This is a genomic window from Roseovarius sp. CAU 1744 (assembly GCF_039839345.1).
Taxonomy (GTDB): domain Bacteria; phylum Pseudomonadota; class Alphaproteobacteria; order Rhodobacterales; family Rhodobacteraceae; genus Roseovarius.
The window spans coordinates 154,100-172,553 of the sequence record NZ_JBDOQV010000004.1 but is presented as its reverse complement, the minus strand read 5'-3'; the positions used below and the strand labels follow the sequence as shown (position 1 = coordinate 172,553).

The following is an 18,454-nucleotide window of genomic DNA, read 5'->3' as shown; positions in this document are numbered from 1 at the left end:
AGATCAGACATGTATTCATTCGAGATTGAACGCCCGACCCGGCTGGCCGATGCGGTCAAGCTGCTCAGCGACTCGACCGAGGCGCAGGCCCTGGGCGGCGGCCAGACGCTGATCCCGACGCTGAAACAGCGGCTTGCCATGCCCGAGCGGCTGGTGAGCCTGAGCGGCATCGACGAAATCAGGGGTATCCGCACTGACGGTGAGGGCGCGCTGTGCATCGGCGGGGCCACCACCCATGCCGAGGTGGCAGCGGGGGCCGGGGCCTATCCGGCGCTTGCCGGGCTGGCGGCCAATATCGGCGACCCGGCGGTGCGCAACCGCGGCACGATCGGCGGCAGCCTCGCCAATAATGACCCGTCCGCCTGTTACCCGTCGGCGGCGCTGGCATCGGGGGCCACCTTGGTGACAAACAGCCGCGAGATCGCCGCCGATGATTTCTTCGAAGGCCTCTTCGCCACTGCGCTGGAAGAGGGTGAGATCATCACCGAGGTGAAGTTTCCGGTGCCCGAGAAAGCTGCCTACAAGAAGTTCGAACAGCCCGCCTCGCGCTTCGCCCTCGTGGGCGTGTTCGTGGCCAAATATGGCGATGGCGTCCGGGTGGCCGTTACCGGCGCGTCGGAAGACGGCGTGTTCCGCTGGTCCGAGGCCGAAGCGGCGCTGAGTTCGGATTTTTCGGCCGGGGCGCTTGCGGGGCTGTCGCTCTCGGGCGACGGGATGATTTCCGATCTGCACGGGTCGGGCGATTACCGGGCGCATCTGGTGGGCGTGATGGCGCGCCGCGCGGTGGAAGCCGCCTGAGAAGCCGATGAAAGGCGGTCAAGGGCCGCCTTTCAACTCTGTCAGCCGGCAGTATGGCCGCGTTTCTCGAACCGCGGCAGCATGGCGCTGAAATCGCGGCCTTTGCCGTCTTCGTTTTCCACGAACTGCGCATAGAGATCGCGCGCCGCCTTGCCCAGGGGCGTGTCGGCATCCGCGGCCTCGGCGGCCTGCACCGCCAGCCGCAGATCCTTGAGCATCAGGTCGGCGGCAAAACCCGGCTGATAGTTGTTGTCGGCCGGGCTTTGCGGGCCAACGCCCGGTGCGGGGCAATAGGCGTTCATCGACCAGGAATAGCCCGAAGAGGTGCTGACCACGTCGAACATCGCCTGCCGGTCCAGCCCCAGCTTGTCAGCCAGCGCGAACGCTTCGCAGGTCACGATCATCGTGGCGCCGAGGATCATGTTGTTGCAGATCTTGGCCGCCTGCCCATTCCCCGAGGGGCCGCAGTGAACCGCCTTTTGTCCCATGACGTCAAAGAGTTCTTTCGCGGTGTTAAAGCCGGCTTCGTCACCGCCCACCATAAAGGTCAGCGTGCCGCCCTGGGCCCCGCCGACCCCGCCCGAAACCGGCGCGTCCAAGGCCGAAAGGCCCGCCGCCTGCGCCTGCTCGGCCACCGCGCGGGCGCTTTCCACGTCGACGGTCGAACAATCCAGCAGGACGGTGCCGGCCGCCATGACCGGGATCACCTGGTTTGCGACGGAACGCAGGATCTGGCCGTTGGGCAGCATGGTGATCACCACGTCGCGCCCGGTGGCGGCCTCTTCGGCGCTGGTGGCCATGGCAACGCTGTCGATGACGACCTCCGCCATGTCGAACCCGGTCACCTCATGGCCTGCCTTTGCCAGGTTGGCGGCCATCGGCCCGCCCATGTTGCCAAGCCCGATAAATCCGATTTTCATGGCCTATCCTTCCTTGTCGAATGTCAGTTTGTTGTCACCCAGTGGCATCAGCATCTTGGTGGCTGCCATGGTGGGGGGATTGTCCAGATCATGTTGCCAGTCAGGCGCGCGATCCTTGTCGATCACCGCGGCGCGGATGCCTTCGAGGAAATCACCGTGTTCCATCGCGCGGTAGGTGAAGCGGTATTCCAGTTCCAGCGCATCGCGGATCGTGGCGCCGGGACGACGCAGGCGGTGGATCATCTCGACCGCACTGGCCATCGACAACGGAGAGTTGCGCCCCATCATCTTCAGGGCATTGCGGACAAATTCGCCGTCATCGGCGCGCAGCGAGTTCAGGATGTCGCGCAGACTTTCGCCGCCGAAATGGGCATCGGCCTGGGCCATTTGCGGGTTCAGCTTGCCGGGGGATGGCGGGCGGCTGGCGGCCGCGATTACCGCCGGATCGCCACTGTCCTCGAGGGTGGCAACAAGATCGGCCCAATCCTGTTGCGGCACAAAGAAATCGGCAAAACCGCAGAGCACCGACCCGTCCGCGCCCATGCGGGTTCCGGTGGTGCCGAGAAATTCGCCAAGCCGGCCGGGCGCGCGCGCCAGCAACAAAGAGCCGCCGACATCGGGCACAAGGCCGATGCCGCATTCGGGCATGGCGATCTGGCTGGTCTCGCCGACGATCCGGTGCGAGCCGTGGCAGGAGATGCCCACGCCGCCACCCATGGTAAAGCCCTGCATGAAGGCCACGTAGGGCTTGGGATATTCGCGGATCTTGGCATTGAGGCGGTATTCGTCGGCCCAGAATTTCTGCCCATAGGCGAAATCGCCCGCCCGCCCGGTTTCATAAAGCTTCTGGATGTCGCCGCCCGCGGAAAAGGCCTTGTCACCCTCGGCGTCGATGATGACCAGCGCCACCGCGTCATCGTCGCGCCAGGCATCCAGCGCGTCCTCGATCGCCAGGCACATCTCGTAGGTGACGGCGTTCAGCGCCTTGGGGCGGGTCAGCGTGATCCGTCCCGCGCGGCCGGATTTGCGAATGTCGATATCGCTCATTGCTCGGCCAGCAACTGGCGGGCGACGATCAGGCGCATGATCTCGTTGGTGCCTTCCAGGATTTCGTGCACACGCAGGTCGCGGACCAGTTTCTCGATCCCGTAATCGGCCAGGTAGCCGTAGCCGCCATGCAGTTGCAGGCATTGATTGACCACTTTCGAACCGGTCTCGGTGACAAACCGTTTGGCCATCGCGCAGAACTTGGTGGCGTCGGGCGCGCCGGTGTCCAGCTTCCACGCCGCATGGCGCAGGAAGGTGCGTGCGGCCTGCAGCTCGATCTCCATGTCGGCCAGGCGGAATTGCAGCGCCTGGAACTGGTCGATGGATTTGCCGAACGCCTTGCGCTCGGCCATGTATTGCAGCGTCATGGCAAGCGCCGTCTGTGCGGCGCCCAGCGAACAGGCCGAAATATTCAGCCGCCCGCCATCCAGCCCCGCCATCGCGTATTTGAACCCGTGGCCCTCTTGGCCGACGAGGTTGTTGGCGGAAATTTTGCAATCGTCGAACTGAACCTGCGCCGTGGGCTGCGAACGCCAGCCCATCTTGTCCTCGAGCCCGCCGAAGGAGAGGCCCGGCGTCCCGTCCTCGACATAGACGGTGGAAATCCCCTTGGGACCATCCTCGCCGGTGCGGACCATGACCACATAGGCATCTGAATAGCCGCCGCCCGAGATGAACGCCTTGGTGCCGTTGAGCGTATAGCCTTCGTTGGTGCGGGTCGCGCGGGTCTTGAGCGCGGCGGCGTCCGAGCCCGACCCCGGCTCTGTTAGGCAGTAGGAAAGGACGGTTTCCATGCTCAGGATCTTCGGCATGACCCTTTGCTTGAGCTCATCGCTGCCGAAGGTGTCGATCATCTTGGCGCACATGTTGTGGATCGACAGGAACGCCGCGACCGACGGGCAAGCCATTGACAGGGCTTCGAAAACCAGTGTCGCGTCCAGACGTGTCAGACCCGAGCCGCCGGTATCTTCGGACACATAGAGCCCGCCGAAGCCCAGCTCGGCGATCTGCGGCCACAATTCCTTGGGGATCGTGCCCTGTTTTTCCCAGTCGCGGGCATGGGGGGCGATGTTATCCTGCCCGAAAGCATGGGCCATGTCGAAAATGGCGGTTTGTTCTTCGGTCAGTGCAAAATCCATCGAATCGCCCCTTGTTTCCGGTAATTGAACGTATGTTTAATTGCCATCTATTGCACGAATATTGCAAGCACCGCCGCAGCGCGCTGCCCCTGCCATTTCTCACAGATCGGCGTGGAATTCCTCGATCAGGTGGCGCACAACGGCCTGCAGCGCATGCTGGTGATCGTCCTCGGCGGCAATCGCATCTTCGTAGGCGCGGCGCTGGCGGGTGGAACTTGTCCCGGTTTTCAGGATGTTGCGGGCATTTTCTACCTCGGCCACGGATTCGAAAAACCGCGCGTCTTCTGACACCAGTTCCAGGATATCCTCCAACAGGTCGCCCATCGGGCTGATTTGCCCCTGGCCCAGGTCAATCAGCCCCTGACGGATGCCGTACCGCTGTGCGCGCCAGCGGTTTTCGGCCACCAGAAACCCGTCATAAATGCGCCACCGCTGGTTCTTCTTTGCCAGCCGCCACAGCATCCGGGTCAGCGCCTGGGTCAGGGCGGCCAGGGTCAATGTGTGTTCCAGGCGCGGCTGCACGTCGCAAATCCGCGATTCGATGGTTGGAAATTTCGACGAGGGGCGCAGATCCCACCAGATTTTCGAACTGTCTTCGATCACGCCCAGATCGGTCAGCACATTCACCGAACGTTCGAATTCGCCAAAGCTGTTCATGCGGGGCGGCAGGCCGGTGCGCGGCAGGTTGTCGAAGACGGTCAGGCGATAGCTGTCAAGACCGGTATCGCGCCCCTGCCAGAACGGCGAGGAACATGAAAGCGCCAGCGTGTGAGGCAGGAAATAGGCCAGTTGGTTCATCAGGTCGATGCGTCTGTCGGGATTGGCGATACCGACATGGATGTGCATCCCGCAAATCAGCATCCGGCGCACGACGCCCGCCAGATCCTGGGACAGATCGTTGTAGCGTTCCTTGTCCGTATGGCTCTGGTCGCGCCAGTCCGAGAACGGGTGGCACGAGGCGGCGATGGGGGTGAGGTTGAACTTGGCGGCGTTTTCCGAAACGCAGCTGCGCAGGCGCTTCAGGTCTTCGCGCGCCTCGGCGGTGTTCTTGCAGACCTTGGTGCCGATCTCGATCTGACAGTTCAGGAATTCCGGGCTGACCTGGTCTTCAAGCTCGCTCTTGCACGCATCCATCAGCCCGGGCGGCGCCTCGGCCAGGGCCAGGCTGTCGCGATCGACCAGCAGGTATTCCTCTTCGATGCCAATCGTGAATTCGGGGTCTGACGCCAAACGCTTTCTCCTGGCAATGAACCCGTTCCACGATGCACAGGTAACGTTGCTTGGCAAGCCGGTTGGTCTGTCACCCGGAATCGCTGGGCGGTCACGAAAATCTGAACGAAGGTGAGTCGCGGTTATCTTTTGGGGTTACTACCTTGACGCGAGATATTTTTTCCAGACTGCAGCCCTTGATTGAAATTATTGAAATATTTGAATAATCCCTTTTTTCGGACCGACGCCACGCTGTTACCGCCAACATCCCGGCAGGTCCATGTTTTGCTACATGTTTTTGGAGGACGCACCGCGTAACAAGCCTGCGCGGCAAGGGCGAATTTTGAAATGTGGCAATTTTATGGATTGGCCGAAAGTTGGATTTTTCTTATTTTGGGCACACCAAAAAATAAGTGCTGATGTCGGATTACCAAAGGCATCGGCCGTGTTAGTGGTAATGAAAGGGTGAAGGATCAATGAAGCTCAAGAATTTGATTGTGGCAGCAGCGCTCGCGGTAGCGGCCACCGGCGCACATGCTGCGACCGTTACATATAATTTCTCCGGCAATCAGTTGCCGGTGCCCAGTCTTTCGTTCGGCGGTGGCGGTTCGCCCGGGCTGACCGTTACGGCAACGGACTACAACAACACCAACGGCAACATCACGGGCCCTGCCTGGAACCTGGGCCGCTATGGCGGTGGCATCGGTATCTGCAGCGGGACCGTGACCGGCAGCGGCACCGGGTGCGGTGGCGGCGATAGCCACCAAGTGGACGGATCGACAACCAACGGCGACGAAATGGCGATCTTCACGTTCGACCAGACCGTTACGCTGGTGAGCGTCGGTTTCTCGCTGATCGACAGCAACGACCAGTTCGATTTCCGTATGTACAACCCGAATGGCTCGTTCTTCTCGAGCGTGGATCCGGGTCCCAACGGTTCGCCGACCTATACCTTCGGTTCGACATGGACCGGTACGGTCTTCGGCATCGGTGCCTCCGATACCAACGACAACTTCAAGATTCGCTCGATGACCGTTGAATTCAAAGACGGCGGTGGCGGTGTCATTCCGCTGCCGGCAGCGGGTTGGCTGCTGCTGAGCGCCTTTGGCGGCCTTGGCCTGATGCGTCGTCGCAAAGGCTGAGCCTCTCCAAAGACGTAAGTCTGCAATATGGAACTGAGAAACCCGAAGGTCACCGGCCTTCGGGTTTTCTTATTGGGTCCCGTGGTCGGGGCGGCCTGTTGCGTACGCCAGCCGGATCGGGGGCTTGCCCGGCCTCAGCGAAAGCGGGCCTGCAGGTCGGCAACCCCCTCTTTGGCTGCATCCTGCGTCTCTTCGTCGATATCCGCGAAACGCAGCGGCAGGGCACGGCGCAGCAGCGCGGTCGAGATGTCGGCCTCGGAATGCAGTTGATCGGCCAGGCTTGCGGGCGTGACCTCTTCCTTGGGTTTTCGCGCCGACGGGCGCCGGGGCATGACGGGGGCCACCTCGCACGGGCGCCTGGTGGTCTTTTCGGCATAATGAACCGATGTCCGCTGGTGCGTATGCGGGAACCGCGTGTAGCGTTTTTCCAGTTCCGGCGCGTGCAGTTCGGGCTGCGCCTGTTTGGAGCCAAACAGTTTCAACATCGACATCCCCATGCTGTGTCAACGCAAAGGCTAGGAAAGGAAACCGGCGAAATTGTGTTGAAAGCGTGGCCGGCCGATGCCGCAAAAGGAAAAGCGCCCGCCGGGGCGGACGCTTTGAATTGAACCGTAATGGACGGGTCAGTCCATGGCTTTGAAGTTGAATTCGCCGCCTTCCTTGATGCCCGAGGGCCAGCGCGACGTCACGGTCTTGGTGCGGCTGTAGAACTTGAACGAATCCGGTCCGTGCTGGTTCAGATCGCCAAACATCGACTTCTTCCAGCCGCCGAAGGTGTGATAGGCCAGCGGCACCGGGATCGGTACGTTGATCCCGACCATGCCGATATTGATCCGGTGGGCAAAGTCGCGGGCGGTGTCGCCATCGCGGGTATAGATCGCGGTGCCGTTGCCGTATTCGTGATCCATCGCCAGGCCGATCGCTTCTTCGTAGGATCCGGCGCGCACGGTGCTCAGCACGGGCCCGAAGATTTCCTGCTTGTAGATATCCATGTCGGGGGTGACGTGGTCAAACAGATGCGGGCCGACGAAGAAACCGTTTTCATAGCCCTGCAGTTTGAAATCGCGGTTGTCGACGACCAGCTTGGCGCCCTGATCGACGCCGGACTGGATCAGGCCCAGGATACGTTCCTTGGCGGCTGCGGTCACGACCGGGCCCATATCGACGTCATCGCCATCCGTATAGGGTGCAACCCGCAGCTTTTCGACGCGCGGAATCAGTTTCTCAAGCAGGCGATCGGCGGCCTCATCGCCCACCGGGACGGCAACCGAGACGGCCATGCACCGTTCGCCCGCGGCGCCGAAACCGGCCCCGACCAGCGCGTCGGCGGCCTGGTCCATATCGGCGTCGGGCATCACGATCATGTGGTTCTTGGCACCGCCGAAGCATTGCGCGCGTTTGCCGTTTGCGGTGGCGCGGCTGTAGATATACTGGGCAACGGGCGTCGACCCCACGAAGGAGACGCCGCCGATCAGTTCGTGATCCAGCAGCGTGTCGACCGCTTCCTTGTCGCCGTTGACCACCTGGAACACGCCCTTGGGCAGACCGGCCTCGACAAACAGCTCGGCCAGCGCCAGCGGGACAGACGGGTCACGCTCGGACGGTTTCAGCACCACCGCGTTGCCACAGGCAAGCGCCGGGCCGACATGCCAAAGCGGCATCATCGCAGGGAAGTTGAAGGGCATGATCGCCGCGACGACACCCAGCGGCTGACGCATGGAATACATGTCGATCCCCGGGCCGGCATCATCGGTATATTCGCCCTTCAGCATCTGCGGTGCGCCGATGCAGTATTCGATCACTTCCAGCCCGCGCTGCAGATCGCCCTTGGCATCGGGGATGGTCTTGCCATGTTCGCGGCTGAGCATTTCAGCCAGCTTGTCCATGTCACGGTTCATCAGGCCGACCATGGCCATCATCACGCGGGCGCGTCTCTGCGGGTTCGTGGCGCCCCAGGCACCCTGCGCCGCGGCGGCATCCTCGATCGCCTTGGTGGTTTCCGCCACATCCGCCATCGGGCATTTTGCCTGCACCTCGCCGGTGGCAGGGTTGAAAACGTCGTCAAACCGGCCGGATGTACCTTTGGCCCGTTCGCCGTTCAGAAAATGCGTCAGTTCCTGCATTTCATCCTCCTTGAAATATCTGCGCAAGGTAGCGTTGCAATTTTGATTGTAAAAGGGGCAATATTCCAAAAGAGACTTGCAAAAATGCAAAAGGTAGCCGCATGGACGCCCATTGGGACGATCTGAAGATTTTTCTGGCCGTGGCGCGCCACGACAGCCTGTCGGGGGCGGGCAGGGTGCTCAAGATCGACCCGGCGACGGTGGGACGGCGCGTTGCCCGGCTGGAAGCCGTCTACGGGGCGCCGCTGTTTGCCAAATCTCCCACGGGCTATGCGCTGACCGATGCGGGTCAGCGGCTGATGGGCCACGCGGTTCGGGTGGAACAGGCCATGCAGGAGGCCGCCGAGGAGCTGCGGGGCACCACCGGCAGCCTCAGCGGGCAGGTCAGGATCGGTGCGCCGGACGGATCGGCGAACTTCGTGCTGCCGCAGGTCTGTGAACAGATCTCGAACGACAATCCGGACCTGGAAATCCAGCTGGTCGCCTTGCCGCGGGTGTTCAACCTGACCCGGCGGGAGGCCGATATGGTGGTGGCGGTCAGCCCGCCGAATGCCGGCCGTCTGACGGTGCAGAAGATCACCGATTACAAGCTGCACCTGGCGGCCTCGCGGGAATATCTACAGAAACATCCCCCGATCCGAACGCTATCGGATCTCAGGGGGCATCGCGTGATCGGCTACATTCAGGACATGATCTTTGACAAAGAACTGGACTACCTCAGCGAAACCGGGGTTGAACATGTCGCGCTGTCGTCGAATTCCGTCTCGGTTCAGATCAACTGGGTACGGCATGGCAGCGGCATCGGGATCGTGCATGATTTTTCCATTCCCTGGGCGCAGGATCTGCAGAAGGTCTTGCCGGAGCAGTTGAGCCTGACACGTAGTTTTTACCTGGTGCGCCATGCGGATGACCGGCGGCTGGAGCGTCTCAACCGCTTTGCGACCGCGCTGGTCGAAGGAATGCGGCACGAGGTTGCCCGGCTGGAGGCGCTGACTTGACAGGGCGTTGCGCATGCGGGAACCTCGGTTCATTGAAACGATTATTTCGGAGGGCAGCCCATGCTGGTGCAACAGATCCTTAAGTCGAAAGGCGATGGGGGCGTCATTACGGTGAAACCCTCCATGCTGGTTTCCGAAGCGGCCAGTATACTGGCCGAAAAACGGATCGGCGGTCTGGTGGTGTCCAAGAACGGCGATACCGCCGATGGCATCCTGTCAGAGCGCGACATCGTACGCTCGCTGGCGATGCGCGGTGCGACCTGCCTGACCGACAAGGTAGAGGATCTGATGACCCGCAATCCGGTCTGCTGTTCGCGGCAGGACACCTCGGATGCGGTGCTGACGCGGATGACCGACGGCCGTTTCCGTCACATGCCCGTCGTGGCGGATGGCCAGCTGGTCGGGATTGTGACCATCGGTGACGTGGTCAAGTCGCGCCTGCAAGAGCTGGCAATGGAAAAAGATGCCCTTCAGGGTATGATCATGGGCCATTGACATCTTGCATTTTCCGCAGTTTTCGGGCTGCGTGATGCCCGACTTTGATTACACGGAACATGCCCATGCGCATCGGCCTCTATCCCGGCACATTCGATCCCATAACCTTGGGTCATATAGACATTATCCGCCGCGCCGCGCTGCTGGTGGACCGGCTGGTGATCGGCGTGGCGATCAACCGCGACAAGGGGCCGCTTTTCACGCTTGAGGAACGCGTGGCGATGGTCGAGGCGGAATGCGCCCGCCTGTCCGAGCAGACTGGCACCGAGATCGTCGCGCATCCGTTCGACAATCTGCTGATCCACTGCGCCCGTGACGTCGGTGCGCAAATGATCGTCCGCGGGCTGAGGGCGGTGGCGGATTTCGAATATGAATTCCAGATGGTGGGCATGAACCGGGCGATGGACGCGTCGATCGAGACGGTGTTCCTGATGGCCGATGCGGGCCACCAGGCGATTGCCTCGAAACTGGTCAAGGAAATCACCCGGCTGGGCGGCGATGTGTCGAAATTCGTCACCCCCGATGTCAGGCTGGCGCTACTGGGCAAATACGCCTGAGAGGCGAGGGGGCATGGCAGAGATTTTCAGGAACACCACCACCGCCTTGCCCCGCCCCGCAGGCGGGACGCTGGTGGCGCGGACACTCGACGCGGGATGGCAGGAAACCGGCACCGAAGGGTTCCTGATCAAGCCGCTTCACGAGGATGACGCCTCGGGGCAGCGGACCTGGCTGATGAAGGTTGCGCCGGGGGCCGAGGCGCCGCCGCACGCCCATGACGAGGCCGAGCAGATCTATGTGATCGAGGGGTCGTTCTACGACGACGAAAACACCTATGGACCTGGTGATTTTGCTATTCGCGCGCCCGGTGTGGTGCATCGGGGCGGCAGCAAGGACGGCGCGATCATCTTGCTGGTCTATAGCTGATTGCCTTGCAGGCCAACGTCGTAAGCCACTGAGCCGGCAAGGTTGGTCGTTGCCGTGACGAAGTAACACCGCGGGCGCGACGCGAACGTTTGGCCGAAGAGCTGCGCGCAAACCTCAAAGGCGGCGGCCCTTCGGGCAAAGGCCCCCGCTCTCAGACCGACACTTTGGGCAACAGCTGCTCGCGCGTTATCGAAGATTTGTCCCCGGAAAATATCACTTCGCCGCGCTTCAGCACGACAATCCGGTCAGCCAGATCGAACGCGAAGTCGAAATATTGCTCGACCAGAACAATTGCCATGTCGCCGCGGTCCCGCAGCAGTTCGATGACCCGGCCGATCTGCTGGATGATGTTGGGCTGGATCCCCTCGGTCGGCTCATCCAGCAGCAAGAGCTTGGGTTTGGTGATCAGTGCCCGCGCGATGGCGAGCTGTTGTTGTTGTCCGCCCGAAAGGTCACCGCCGCGCCGCCCGAGGAATTCCCTGAGAATCGGAAAGAGGTCAAAAATCTCTTCGGGGACCACATGTTCTGCCTTGGGCAGACAGGCAAAGCCGGTTTCAAGGTTCTCCCGCACCGTGAGCAGCGGAAAGATCTCGCGCCCCTGCGGTACCACGGCGATCCCCTTTTTCGCCAGCGCATGTGCGGGCAGCTTGCCCAGATCTTCGCCATCCAGCACAAGGCGTCCGTCCGAACGCGGATGACTGCCTGCGATGGCGCGCATCAGGCTGGTCTTGCCGACCCCGTTCGTGCCCATCACGCAGGTCACCTTTCCGGCCTCCGCCGTCATCGAGACGTCATGGAGTATCTGGCTATGGCCATAATGCAGGGTGAGGTTTTCGATGTTCAGCATGGCTCAGCGTCCCAGATACACGTCGATCACTTCCTGGTTCGAGGTAACATGGCCAAGGCTGCCCTCGGCCAGTACCGAGCCCTCGTGGAGAACGGTCACCCGGCAATCCAGGCGGCGGACAAATTCCATGTCATGCTCGACCACGACAACTGCACGTGTCCGGGCCGCTTCGACCAGAAGCGCGGTCGTGTGTTCCCGTTCCGCAGGCGTCATGCCCGCCGCAGGCTCGTCCACCAAAAGCAGCCGGGGTTCCTGTGCCAGAAGCATCCCGATCTCCAACCATTGTTTCTGGCCGTGGCTCAGTTCACCCGATTTGCGGCCGAGCTGATCGCTCAGGCCGATTTCTTCGGCCAATTCGCCGACACGCTCCAGGTCGGCTTTGGCCGGCCGGTAGAACAGAACCTTGAACGGGCTGCGGTTGTTACTGAGCGCCATCAGCAGGTTTTCACGCACTGTCTGGTCTTCGAACACGGTGGGTTTCTGGAATTTGCGCCCGATGCCGGCGCGGGCGATCCTGGCCTCGGACAGCCCGATCAGGGACTGGCTTTTCTCACCCCAGATGACACGCCCCTCGTCGGGTTTCGTCTTGCCCGTGACGATATCCATGAAGGTGGTCTTGCCTGCCCCGTTCGGCCCGATGATCGCGCGCAGTTCGGCCGCGCCGATGCGAAAGCTCAGGTTGTTGATCGCCTTGAACCCGTCAAAGGACACCGAGACGCCGGAGACTTCCAGCAAGGTGCTCATTTGCTTGCCTCCTTTTCGCGCAGCGATCCCTTGTCCGGGCCAAGGTCCGCGCCATGCCGGTCCGGCGCTGTGCGGTTGCCCCACAGATCGAAGAGCCCGCCAATGCCCCGGGGGGCAAAGAGCGTGATGGCGACAAAGGACAGGCCCAGGAGGATGGTCCACCAATCGACCCATCTGACGGTGTAGAAGCCCAGATTCAGATCGGGGGCCTGACCCCCGGTGAACCATGAAGACACCAGCGAAACGAGGATCGCGCCGATGATCGCGCCATAAAGGCGCCCGCGCCCGCCGATGGCCACCCAGACCGCCAGGTAGATCGACGCAACGGGCGCGATTTCGGCCGGGTTTATGATGCCCGCCTGCGGGTAGTACAGCGCGCCCGCGATCCCGGCAATCATCGCCGATACGGTAAAGACGAAAAGCTTGTACCCCTCGACCGAATAGCCAAGAAAGCGCACCCGCGCCTCGTTATCGCGGATGCCGCGGATCACGCTGCCGAACTTGCCGGATACGATCCAGGCGGCAAAGAAATAGCCCAATCCCAACGCGGCGGCCGAGGCCCAGAAGAACCAAAGCGAAACGATGTCTTGCGACACGTGGTCAAGCCCCGGCAGGTTCTGCAGGCCCGACAGCCCGTTATTGCCGCGCAGACCGCTGTCGTTCTGGAACAGGTACAGCGCCAGGGCCAGTGTCATCGCCTGGGTCAGGATCGACAGGTAGACGCCCGCGACCCGTGACCGGAAAGCAAGCCAGCCAAAGACCAGCGCCAAAAGGCCGGGCACGGCGACCACCAGGATCAGCTGCATGGTCAGGCTGCCGGAAAACGCCCAGACCAGCGGGAATTCCGAGGATCCGACCACCCCGAAAATCTGCGTGCCGGTTGCGCTGACGATTTCTTCCTGGGTGGGCGGGATGGTAGACCCTGACATTGCTTCGACCACGATCAGGCGGGTGCGTTCATACATCAGCCACATGCCGATCATGTAGCCGCCCAGCCCGAAAAAGGCGAAATGCCCAAGGCTGAGGATGCCCGCATACCCCCAGACCAGATCCATTGCCACAGCCACAAGCGCCAGTGTCAGCGTCTTGCCCAGCGTCTTGACGAACGAGGTCGAGACAAGCCCCTGTCCCATGCCCTCGGACATCAGCGTGACCAGGAGTGTGAAAAGCGCCAGAAGGGACAGCACCACCAGAACCGACGGATTGCGTGCGAAAAAGCTATGTTCCATGGTCAGTCCCCCGCGGCCCGGCCCTTGAGCGCGACGATGCCGCGCGGTCGGAACTGTATGAAGATGATGATGAAGATGATCATGTAGGTCTGAGCGGCCAGCGTGTTGGCAGGGTTCAGCCACTCGATCCCCTTCTGCAGAAAACCGATCATCGTGGCGCCTGCCAGCGTGCCCCAGATGTTGCCGACGCCGCCGACAACCACGGTCATGAAGCTCTGCACGATGTAGTCCGAACCCAGCTCGGACGTGACCTTGGAAAACAGGCCGATCGCCACCCCGGCGATGCCGGCGATGCCCGATCCAAGGCCGAAGGTCAGCATGTTCACCCGCTCGGGGTTGATCCCCATCGAGCCGGCCATGCGGCGGTTTTGCGTGACGGCGCGGGTCTCAAGCCCCAGCCGGGTGCCGCGCATGATGTAGAGGAACAGCCCCAGAAAAAGCAGCGCCAGGACAAAGATCGCGATGCGGATCAGGCTGATCGAGATGATGTCGTTGACCACCCATGCCCCATCAAGCCACGCCGGCGCGGTAAGGGGGCGGGCCTGCGTGCCAAAGATGTTCTTGGCCAGCTGCTGCAGGGCAATCGAAATGCCGAAGGTCGCCAGAAGGGTCTCGAGCGGTCGGTTATAGAGCCAGCGGATCACCAGCCGCTCCATCGCGACGCCGGCTGCGAAGGTCACGGCAAAGGCCAGCGGGATGGCGACCAGTATCGAGACCGTATGGTTGGGAATGATCTGCTGGACAACGAAGCCCGTATAGGCCCCCATCATGATGAACTCGCCATGGGCCATGTTGATGACCCCCATGACACCAAACGTGATCGCAAGCCCGATCGCCGCAAGGAAATAGATCGAGGCCAACGAGATCGCGTCCAGCATCAGATCGACGGACTGGTTCAGCCCGACAAGGGTTTCGATCCGGGTCAGGGATTCGACCGCCGCGGCGGTGACTTGCGCCGAGGGGTCCGCATAGACTTCGGCAAAGCGATGCGCGGCCACGGCGCGGGCGATGTCGTCGTCGCCGGGGATCGCGGGCGCCCTGCCTGCGTCGACCAGCGCGGCGTAGGCCCTAGTGCGGGCCTCTTCGCTGACAAGGTTTGCCAATGGGATGCCGCCTACGCGGCCCTCTTCGATATTCGCGGCAAGAATGGATTTCGTGGCATCGGACGAGCCGCGCGCCGGTGCAAGCCGGGCTGCGACCAGATGGTCGTAGGCGGCGTCAATCGAAATGTCCGGGCCAATCCGCAATTCACGGGCAATGTTGAGCCCGGCCGGAAAATCACCCTGGGCGATCTCAAGCCGTGTGGCGACCAGCGGGTTCAGCGCCGCGCGCAGATCGACCCCCAGATCACCGGACATCTCCTCGATCGCCGCAACCCGCGCCAACGGGTCGGTATCCGATGAGATGGTCAGCAGGCGTTCCAGCCGCTGCTTCTTGGCTTTGATGGCAGCGTCCGGTTCATCGCCGATCGACGCCCTGAGCGGGGCAAGTGCTGCCGCTTCGGGTGTCCGTTCAATGGCAGCAAGCGCCTCTTGCCGCTTCGCCGGGTCCGGATCGGTCAGTTGAAACCGCACCAGCGCCGCGCCGAGAAGCGCGCGGATGCCGCTATTGGGCTTGATCTGTCTGAGGTCCGATTTGTCCGCCTCTCCGATGATCTCGCCGGTGTCGAAATCCGTCAGCCGGTACGTGCCCGATTCACCCTCGTCCGCGCGAAAGAACAAACCGTCTGATTGGCGCTGCCACATGTCTTTGGATTGCCAGGCTTCCAGCACGTCCTGCGCCTGCGCCAGGCCGCTGCCGTCGACCGCGGCAATGGCGGGTTCGATGGTCTTGCGTGAACTCTTGACGATGGTTTGCGCATGTTGCTGCAATATCGCCTGCATCGGTGCGGCGGCATCCTGTGCCAATGCGCCCAATGTCATCCATAGCAGGGCCAGACCTGCGGTCAGTAAGCGTGTCATCTTGGCGATGGTCCCTGCGATGTGGAAGGGGCGCGCGCCCCTTCCCGTGCTCTGGTTTCAGATCAGTAGTTCGACAGCGTCTGAACGCAGGTTGCAGTCTCGGTATTGTACATCCCGCAACCCAGCTTTTCCCAATCCGATTTCAGAACCGCCGATTCCGGCAGGTAGTCCGTCCAGGCGTCGCCCGGAACCTCAGAGGTCTGGCTGATGATGTCGAACTGGCCGTCTGCCTGGATTTCGCCGATCAGCACCGGCTTGGCCAGGTGGTGGTTCGGCAGCATCACGGCGGCGCCACCCGTCAGGTTGGGGAACTCCTGGCCGTACATCTTGGCGCGCACGGCATCGACGTCGGTGGAACCCGCTTGGGTCGCGGCGTTCACCCACATGTTGAAGCCGATGTAATGCGCCTCCATCGGGTCGTTGGTCACGCGGTTTTCACCCATGATGTCTTTCCACTTGGCGACGAAGGCCTCGTTTGCTTCCGAGTCGGCCGACTGGAAATAGTTCCACGCGGCGAGATGGCCCACGAGGTTCGAGGTGTCGAGCCCGGCCAGCTCTTCTTCGCCCACCGAGAAGGCAACAACCGGGATGTCATCGGCGCTGACGCCCGCGGCGGCAAGCTCTTTGTAGAACCCGATATTGGCATCGCCATTGATGGTCGAAATCACGCCGACCTTCTTGCCATCCGCGCCAAGCGCCACGACGTCAGCAACGATCTTGGACCAGTCGGAATGGCCGAAGGGCGTGTAGTTCACGAAGATATCGCTTTTTGCGATGCCCTTGGACTGAAGATAGGCCTCCAGAATGTTGTTGGTTGTACGGGGATAGACATAGTCGGTGCCCAGAAGCGCGAATTTCTCGACGCCCAGTTCGTCGAGGAAGTAATCCGTTGCCGGGATCGCCTGCTGGTTCGGAGCGGCGCCGGTATAGAAGACGTTCTTCGAGCTTTCCTCGCCCTCATACTGCACCGGATAGAACAGGAGGCCGTTGAGTTCTTCGATCACCGGCAGAACCGATTTGCGCGATACCGAGGTCCAGTTGCCAAAGATCACATCGACATCATGTACTGTCAGCAATTCGCGCGCCTTTTCCGCAAAAAGCGGCCAGTCGGAGGCCGGGTCGACCACAACCGCCTCGATCTCGCAGCCCAGCAGACCGCCCTTGGCATTCTGTTCATTGACCAGCATCAGCATCGTGTCTTTGAGCGTGGTTTCGGAAATCGCCATGGTGCCGGAAAGCGAGTGCAGCACGCCCACTTTGACCGGGCAGTCGGTCGCCATGGCGGCGCTGTTGAGGGCAGTCAAAGCCGTGGCGGCAGCCAGAGCAGTTTTCAAAAATTTCATGTTGTCTCCTCGCGGAGCGCAGCAGGTGACAAGGCTTGAGAATTCAAGCGTTCTTCCTTACCACTGCTTCCGCAGCTTTATGTTGCATCTCGTGTGGCGGCTGGCTCCGAGTTCCAATCGTCCGGTCGTCACACACCTGTAATTGCGGCGTTGTCACCGACAGGCCTCCAGAGCGTTTCTGCAGTGCGGCACTGATTGCAATCCCGCCGGTGCCAAACTGCCGGGCGAGCCACGATTTCGATCATTTTTTGTGCGACGGCCCACCTGTCGCCCAAATTATACGCAAAATTCGCTTCTTGCGCGGCGCAAGGCCCGGTTCAGCGTGGCGCTTCGGGGCGGCATCCGGACAAGTCTGGACCAAACCGCCAACCCAGAGACCTGACATCACCGCCCCTTCGACCATATGCCGCGCAGACGCGACCGCCGTTCAGCCCCGCGCCCGCGGGTCCGTTGCCGTTTCGGCCAAGCTTCTTGGCGCGGACAGTGCCATTGACGGGCTGCGCCAGGCGGGATCGCTCAAATGCCTTTTCCCGCGGGTGCAGGGTAACGGGCTTCAGGCCGTGCTGATCAATACGGCAGGGGGCGTGACGGGGGATGATGTTTTCTCGCTCGACGCCGCTGCCGGGCCGGGCACGCGGCTGACGCTGACCACCCAGGCGGCGGAACGTGCCTACCGGGCGCAACCCGGCCAGAGCGGGCTGATCGAAACCCGGCTTTTCGCGGACAAGGACGCGCAGATCAACTGGCTGCCCCAGGAAACGATCCTGTTTGACGGCGCCGCGCTTTCGAGGTCGCTGGTACTGGATCTGGCGCCGGGCGCCCGCGCGCTTTATTGCGAGCCGCTGGTCTTCGGGCGCCGCGCGATGGGTGAAACGCTGCGCAGCGCGGCGTTTCGCGACAGGGTGGAAATTCGCCGCACGGGCACGCCGCTATACCGGGACGGGATTGATCTGGCGGGGGATGTCGCGGCGCATCTTGCCCGCCGGCATATCGCAGACGGCGCGGCGGCGATGGCAACGCTGGTTCTTGTCGCCCCCGAGGCCGAGGCCCGCCTGGACGCGGTGCGCGCGCTGCTGCCCGACACCGGCGGCGCAAGCCTGCTGCGCCCCGACATGTTGGTGGCGCGCCTGCTGGCCACTGACGGCTACGCGTTGCGCCTGACGCTCGTGCCCATCCTTTCCCTGCTTTTGCAAGAAAGCCTTCCCCGATGCTGGATGATCTGACATGAATCTGACCCCGAGAGAAAAAGACAAGCTGCTGATCGCCATGGCCGCCGAGGTGGCACGCAAGCGACTTGCGCGCGGCGTGAAACTCAACCACCCCGAGGCGATTGCGCTGATCACCGACGCGGTGGTCGAAGGCGCGCGCGACGGACGCTCGGTTGCCGACATGATGGAGGCGGGCGCGCAGATCATCACCCGCAATCAATGTATGGCGGGCGTGCCCGAGATGATCGTCGAAATCCAGGTCGAAGCCACATTTCCCGACGGCACCAAGCTTGTGACCGTTCACAACCCGATCCGCTAAGGAGATCC

General features: G+C 62.1%; 19 protein-coding genes. 8 read left to right on the top strand and 11 right to left on the bottom strand.

Going from position 1 to position 18,454, the window contains the following annotated elements; all coding sequences use genetic code 11:
- The first annotated feature begins 9 nt into the window (after nt 1-9).
- Nucleotides 10-798 (top strand): xanthine dehydrogenase family protein subunit M, encoded by a 789-nt coding sequence (locus AAFO92_RS09540; RefSeq protein WP_347534503.1) that lies wholly within the window; start codon nt 10-12, stop codon nt 796-798.
- 41 nt (nt 799-839) lie between these two features.
- Here AAFO92_RS09540 and mmsB read toward each other — a convergent pair whose 3' ends face one another.
- From mmsB to AAFO92_RS09520, 4 genes are all read right to left on the bottom strand, one after another.
- Nucleotides 840-1,718 (bottom strand): 3-hydroxyisobutyrate dehydrogenase, encoded by an 879-nt coding sequence (mmsB, locus tag AAFO92_RS09535; RefSeq protein WP_347534502.1) that lies wholly within the window; start codon nt 1,716-1,718, stop codon nt 840-842.
- Between the two features lie 3 nt (nt 1,719-1,721).
- Nucleotides 1,722-2,765, bottom strand: a complete 1,044-nt coding sequence (locus AAFO92_RS09530; protein ID WP_347534501.1) for an enoyl-CoA hydratase/isomerase family protein — start codon at nt 2,763-2,765, stop codon at nt 1,722-1,724.
- Nucleotides 2,762-3,904, bottom strand: coding sequence for an acyl-CoA dehydrogenase family protein (locus AAFO92_RS09525; protein WP_347534500.1), 1,143 nt, complete (start codon nt 3,902-3,904; stop codon nt 2,762-2,764). Before AAFO92_RS09525 ends, AAFO92_RS09530 begins: the two co-directional genes overlap by 4 nt.
- A 99-nt stretch (nt 3,905-4,003) precedes the next feature.
- Nucleotides 4,004-5,134, bottom strand: coding sequence for a carboxylate-amine ligase (locus AAFO92_RS09520; RefSeq protein WP_347534499.1), 1,131 nt, complete (start codon nt 5,132-5,134; stop codon nt 4,004-4,006).
- A 455-nt stretch (nt 5,135-5,589) separates the two neighbouring features.
- Between AAFO92_RS09520 and AAFO92_RS09515 the strand changes: the two genes are divergently transcribed.
- Nucleotides 5,590-6,255 carry a VPLPA-CTERM sorting domain-containing protein gene (locus AAFO92_RS09515; RefSeq protein WP_347534498.1) on the top strand — a complete coding sequence of 222 codons (666 nt, stop codon included), beginning with the start codon at nt 5,590-5,592 and terminating at the stop codon, nt 6,253-6,255.
- Between the two features lie 134 nt (nt 6,256-6,389).
- Here the strand turns inward: AAFO92_RS09515 and AAFO92_RS09510 are convergent, their stop codons facing one another.
- A complete protein-coding gene (locus AAFO92_RS09510; protein ID WP_347534497.1) occupies nt 6,390-6,740 on the bottom strand; it encodes a hypothetical protein in 351 nt (116 codons plus the stop codon).
- A 138-nt stretch (nt 6,741-6,878) separates the two neighbouring features.
- Nucleotides 6,879-8,378: a CoA-acylating methylmalonate-semialdehyde dehydrogenase gene (locus tag AAFO92_RS09505; RefSeq protein ID WP_347534496.1), complete on the bottom strand. Its 1,500-nt coding sequence runs from the start codon at nt 8,376-8,378 to the stop codon at nt 6,879-6,881.
- Nucleotides 8,379-8,479: 101 nt separating this feature from the next.
- On the opposite strand from AAFO92_RS09505, the gene AAFO92_RS09500 reads away from it, so the two are divergent.
- The 4 genes from AAFO92_RS09500 to AAFO92_RS09485 all read left to right on the top strand — a co-directional run bounded on the left by AAFO92_RS09500 (nt 8,480) and on the right by AAFO92_RS09485 (nt 10,795).
- Entirely contained in the window at nt 8,480-9,376 is an 897-nt protein-coding gene (locus tag AAFO92_RS09500; protein WP_347534495.1) for a LysR family transcriptional regulator, read from the top strand.
- Between the two features lie 60 nt (nt 9,377-9,436).
- Nucleotides 9,437-9,871 carry a CBS domain-containing protein gene (locus AAFO92_RS09495; protein WP_347534494.1) on the top strand — a complete coding sequence of 145 codons (435 nt, stop codon included), beginning with the start codon at nt 9,437-9,439 and terminating at the stop codon, nt 9,869-9,871.
- Nucleotides 9,872-9,936: 65 nt separating this feature from the next.
- Nucleotides 9,937-10,428 (top strand): pantetheine-phosphate adenylyltransferase, encoded by a 492-nt coding sequence (gene coaD / locus AAFO92_RS09490; protein ID WP_347534493.1) that lies wholly within the window; start codon nt 9,937-9,939, stop codon nt 10,426-10,428.
- A gap of 13 nt (nt 10,429-10,441) precedes the next feature.
- Nucleotides 10,442-10,795 (top strand): cupin domain-containing protein, encoded by a 354-nt coding sequence (locus tag AAFO92_RS09485; protein WP_347534492.1) that lies wholly within the window; start codon nt 10,442-10,444, stop codon nt 10,793-10,795.
- Between the two features lie 151 nt (nt 10,796-10,946).
- Here the strand turns inward: AAFO92_RS09485 and urtE are convergent, their stop codons facing one another.
- The 5 genes from urtE to urtA all read right to left on the bottom strand — a co-directional run bounded on the left by urtE (nt 10,947) and on the right by urtA (nt 16,919).
- The gene (gene urtE, locus AAFO92_RS09480; RefSeq protein ID WP_347534491.1) at nt 10,947-11,642 is read right to left on the bottom strand and encodes an urea ABC transporter ATP-binding subunit UrtE; all 696 of its coding nucleotides are present in this window, start codon (nt 11,640-11,642) and stop codon (nt 10,947-10,949) included.
- Nucleotides 11,643-11,645: 3 nt separating this feature from the next.
- On the bottom strand, nt 11,646-12,386 hold the full coding sequence (gene urtD, locus AAFO92_RS09475; protein ID WP_347534490.1) for an urea ABC transporter ATP-binding protein UrtD: 741 nt from the start codon (nt 12,384-12,386) through the stop codon (nt 11,646-11,648).
- Nucleotides 12,383-13,615: an urea ABC transporter permease subunit UrtC gene (urtC, locus tag AAFO92_RS09470; RefSeq protein ID WP_347534489.1), complete on the bottom strand. Its 1,233-nt coding sequence runs from the start codon at nt 13,613-13,615 to the stop codon at nt 12,383-12,385. Before urtC ends, urtD begins: the two co-directional genes overlap by 4 nt.
- A 2-nt stretch (nt 13,616-13,617) precedes the next feature.
- Entirely contained in the window at nt 13,618-15,576 is a 1,959-nt protein-coding gene (gene urtB / locus AAFO92_RS09465) for an urea ABC transporter permease subunit UrtB (RefSeq protein ID WP_347534488.1), read from the bottom strand.
- A 62-nt stretch (nt 15,577-15,638) separates the two neighbouring features.
- Entirely contained in the window at nt 15,639-16,919 is a 1,281-nt protein-coding gene (urtA, locus tag AAFO92_RS09460) for an urea ABC transporter substrate-binding protein (RefSeq protein WP_347534487.1), read from the bottom strand.
- A gap of 296 nt (nt 16,920-17,215) precedes the next feature.
- Between urtA and AAFO92_RS09455 the strand changes: the two genes are divergently transcribed.
- Together AAFO92_RS09455 and AAFO92_RS09450 are read left to right on the top strand one after the other, a co-directional pair.
- Complete coding sequence (locus AAFO92_RS09455; RefSeq protein ID WP_347534486.1) at nt 17,216-18,142, top strand: urease accessory protein UreD; 927 nt, start codon at nt 17,216-17,218, stop codon at nt 18,140-18,142.
- Nucleotide 18,143: 1 nt separating this feature from the next.
- Nucleotides 18,144-18,446, top strand: a complete 303-nt coding sequence (locus AAFO92_RS09450) for an urease subunit gamma (RefSeq protein WP_347534485.1) — start codon at nt 18,144-18,146, stop codon at nt 18,444-18,446.
- Nucleotides 18,447-18,454 lie beyond the last annotated feature (8 nt).

Excerpts from the sequence above, each read along its gene's own strand:
- AAFO92_RS09540 (WP_347534503.1), top strand. The coding sequence starts at position 10 with ATGTATTCATTCGAGATTGAACGCCCGACCCGGCTGGCCGATGCGGTC.
- mmsB (WP_347534502.1), bottom strand. The coding sequence starts at position 1,718 with ATGAAAATCGGATTTATCGGGCTTGGCAACATGGGCGGGCCGATGGCC.
- AAFO92_RS09530 (WP_347534501.1), bottom strand. The coding sequence starts at position 2,765 with ATGAGCGATATCGACATTCGCAAATCCGGCCGCGCGGGACGGATCACG.
- AAFO92_RS09525 (WP_347534500.1), bottom strand. The coding sequence starts at position 3,904 with ATGGATTTTGCACTGACCGAAGAACAAACCGCCATTTTCGACATGGCC.
- AAFO92_RS09515 (WP_347534498.1), top strand. The coding sequence starts at position 5,590 with ATGAAGCTCAAGAATTTGATTGTGGCAGCAGCGCTCGCGGTAGCGGCC.
- AAFO92_RS09510 (WP_347534497.1), bottom strand. The coding sequence starts at position 6,740 with ATGTTGAAACTGTTTGGCTCCAAACAGGCGCAGCCCGAACTGCACGCG.
- AAFO92_RS09505 (WP_347534496.1), bottom strand. The coding sequence starts at position 8,378 with ATGCAGGAACTGACGCATTTTCTGAACGGCGAACGGGCCAAAGGTACA.
- AAFO92_RS09500 (WP_347534495.1), top strand. The coding sequence starts at position 8,480 with ATGGACGCCCATTGGGACGATCTGAAGATTTTTCTGGCCGTGGCGCGC.
- AAFO92_RS09495 (WP_347534494.1), top strand. The coding sequence starts at position 9,437 with ATGCTGGTGCAACAGATCCTTAAGTCGAAAGGCGATGGGGGCGTCATT.
- coaD (WP_347534493.1), top strand. The coding sequence starts at position 9,937 with ATGCGCATCGGCCTCTATCCCGGCACATTCGATCCCATAACCTTGGGT.
- AAFO92_RS09485 (WP_347534492.1), top strand. The coding sequence starts at position 10,442 with ATGGCAGAGATTTTCAGGAACACCACCACCGCCTTGCCCCGCCCCGCA.
- urtE (WP_347534491.1), bottom strand. The coding sequence starts at position 11,642 with ATGCTGAACATCGAAAACCTCACCCTGCATTATGGCCATAGCCAGATA.
- urtD (WP_347534490.1), bottom strand. The coding sequence starts at position 12,386 with ATGAGCACCTTGCTGGAAGTCTCCGGCGTCTCGGTGTCCTTTGACGGG.
- urtC (WP_347534489.1), bottom strand. The coding sequence starts at position 13,615 with ATGGAACATAGCTTTTTCGCACGCAATCCGTCGGTTCTGGTGGTGCTG.
- urtB (WP_347534488.1), bottom strand. The coding sequence starts at position 15,576 with ATGACACGCTTACTGACCGCAGGTCTGGCCCTGCTATGGATGACATTG.
- urtA (WP_347534487.1), bottom strand. The coding sequence starts at position 16,919 with ATGAAATTTTTGAAAACTGCTCTGGCTGCCGCCACGGCTTTGACTGCC.
- AAFO92_RS09450 (WP_347534485.1), top strand. The coding sequence starts at position 18,144 with ATGAATCTGACCCCGAGAGAAAAAGACAAGCTGCTGATCGCCATGGCC.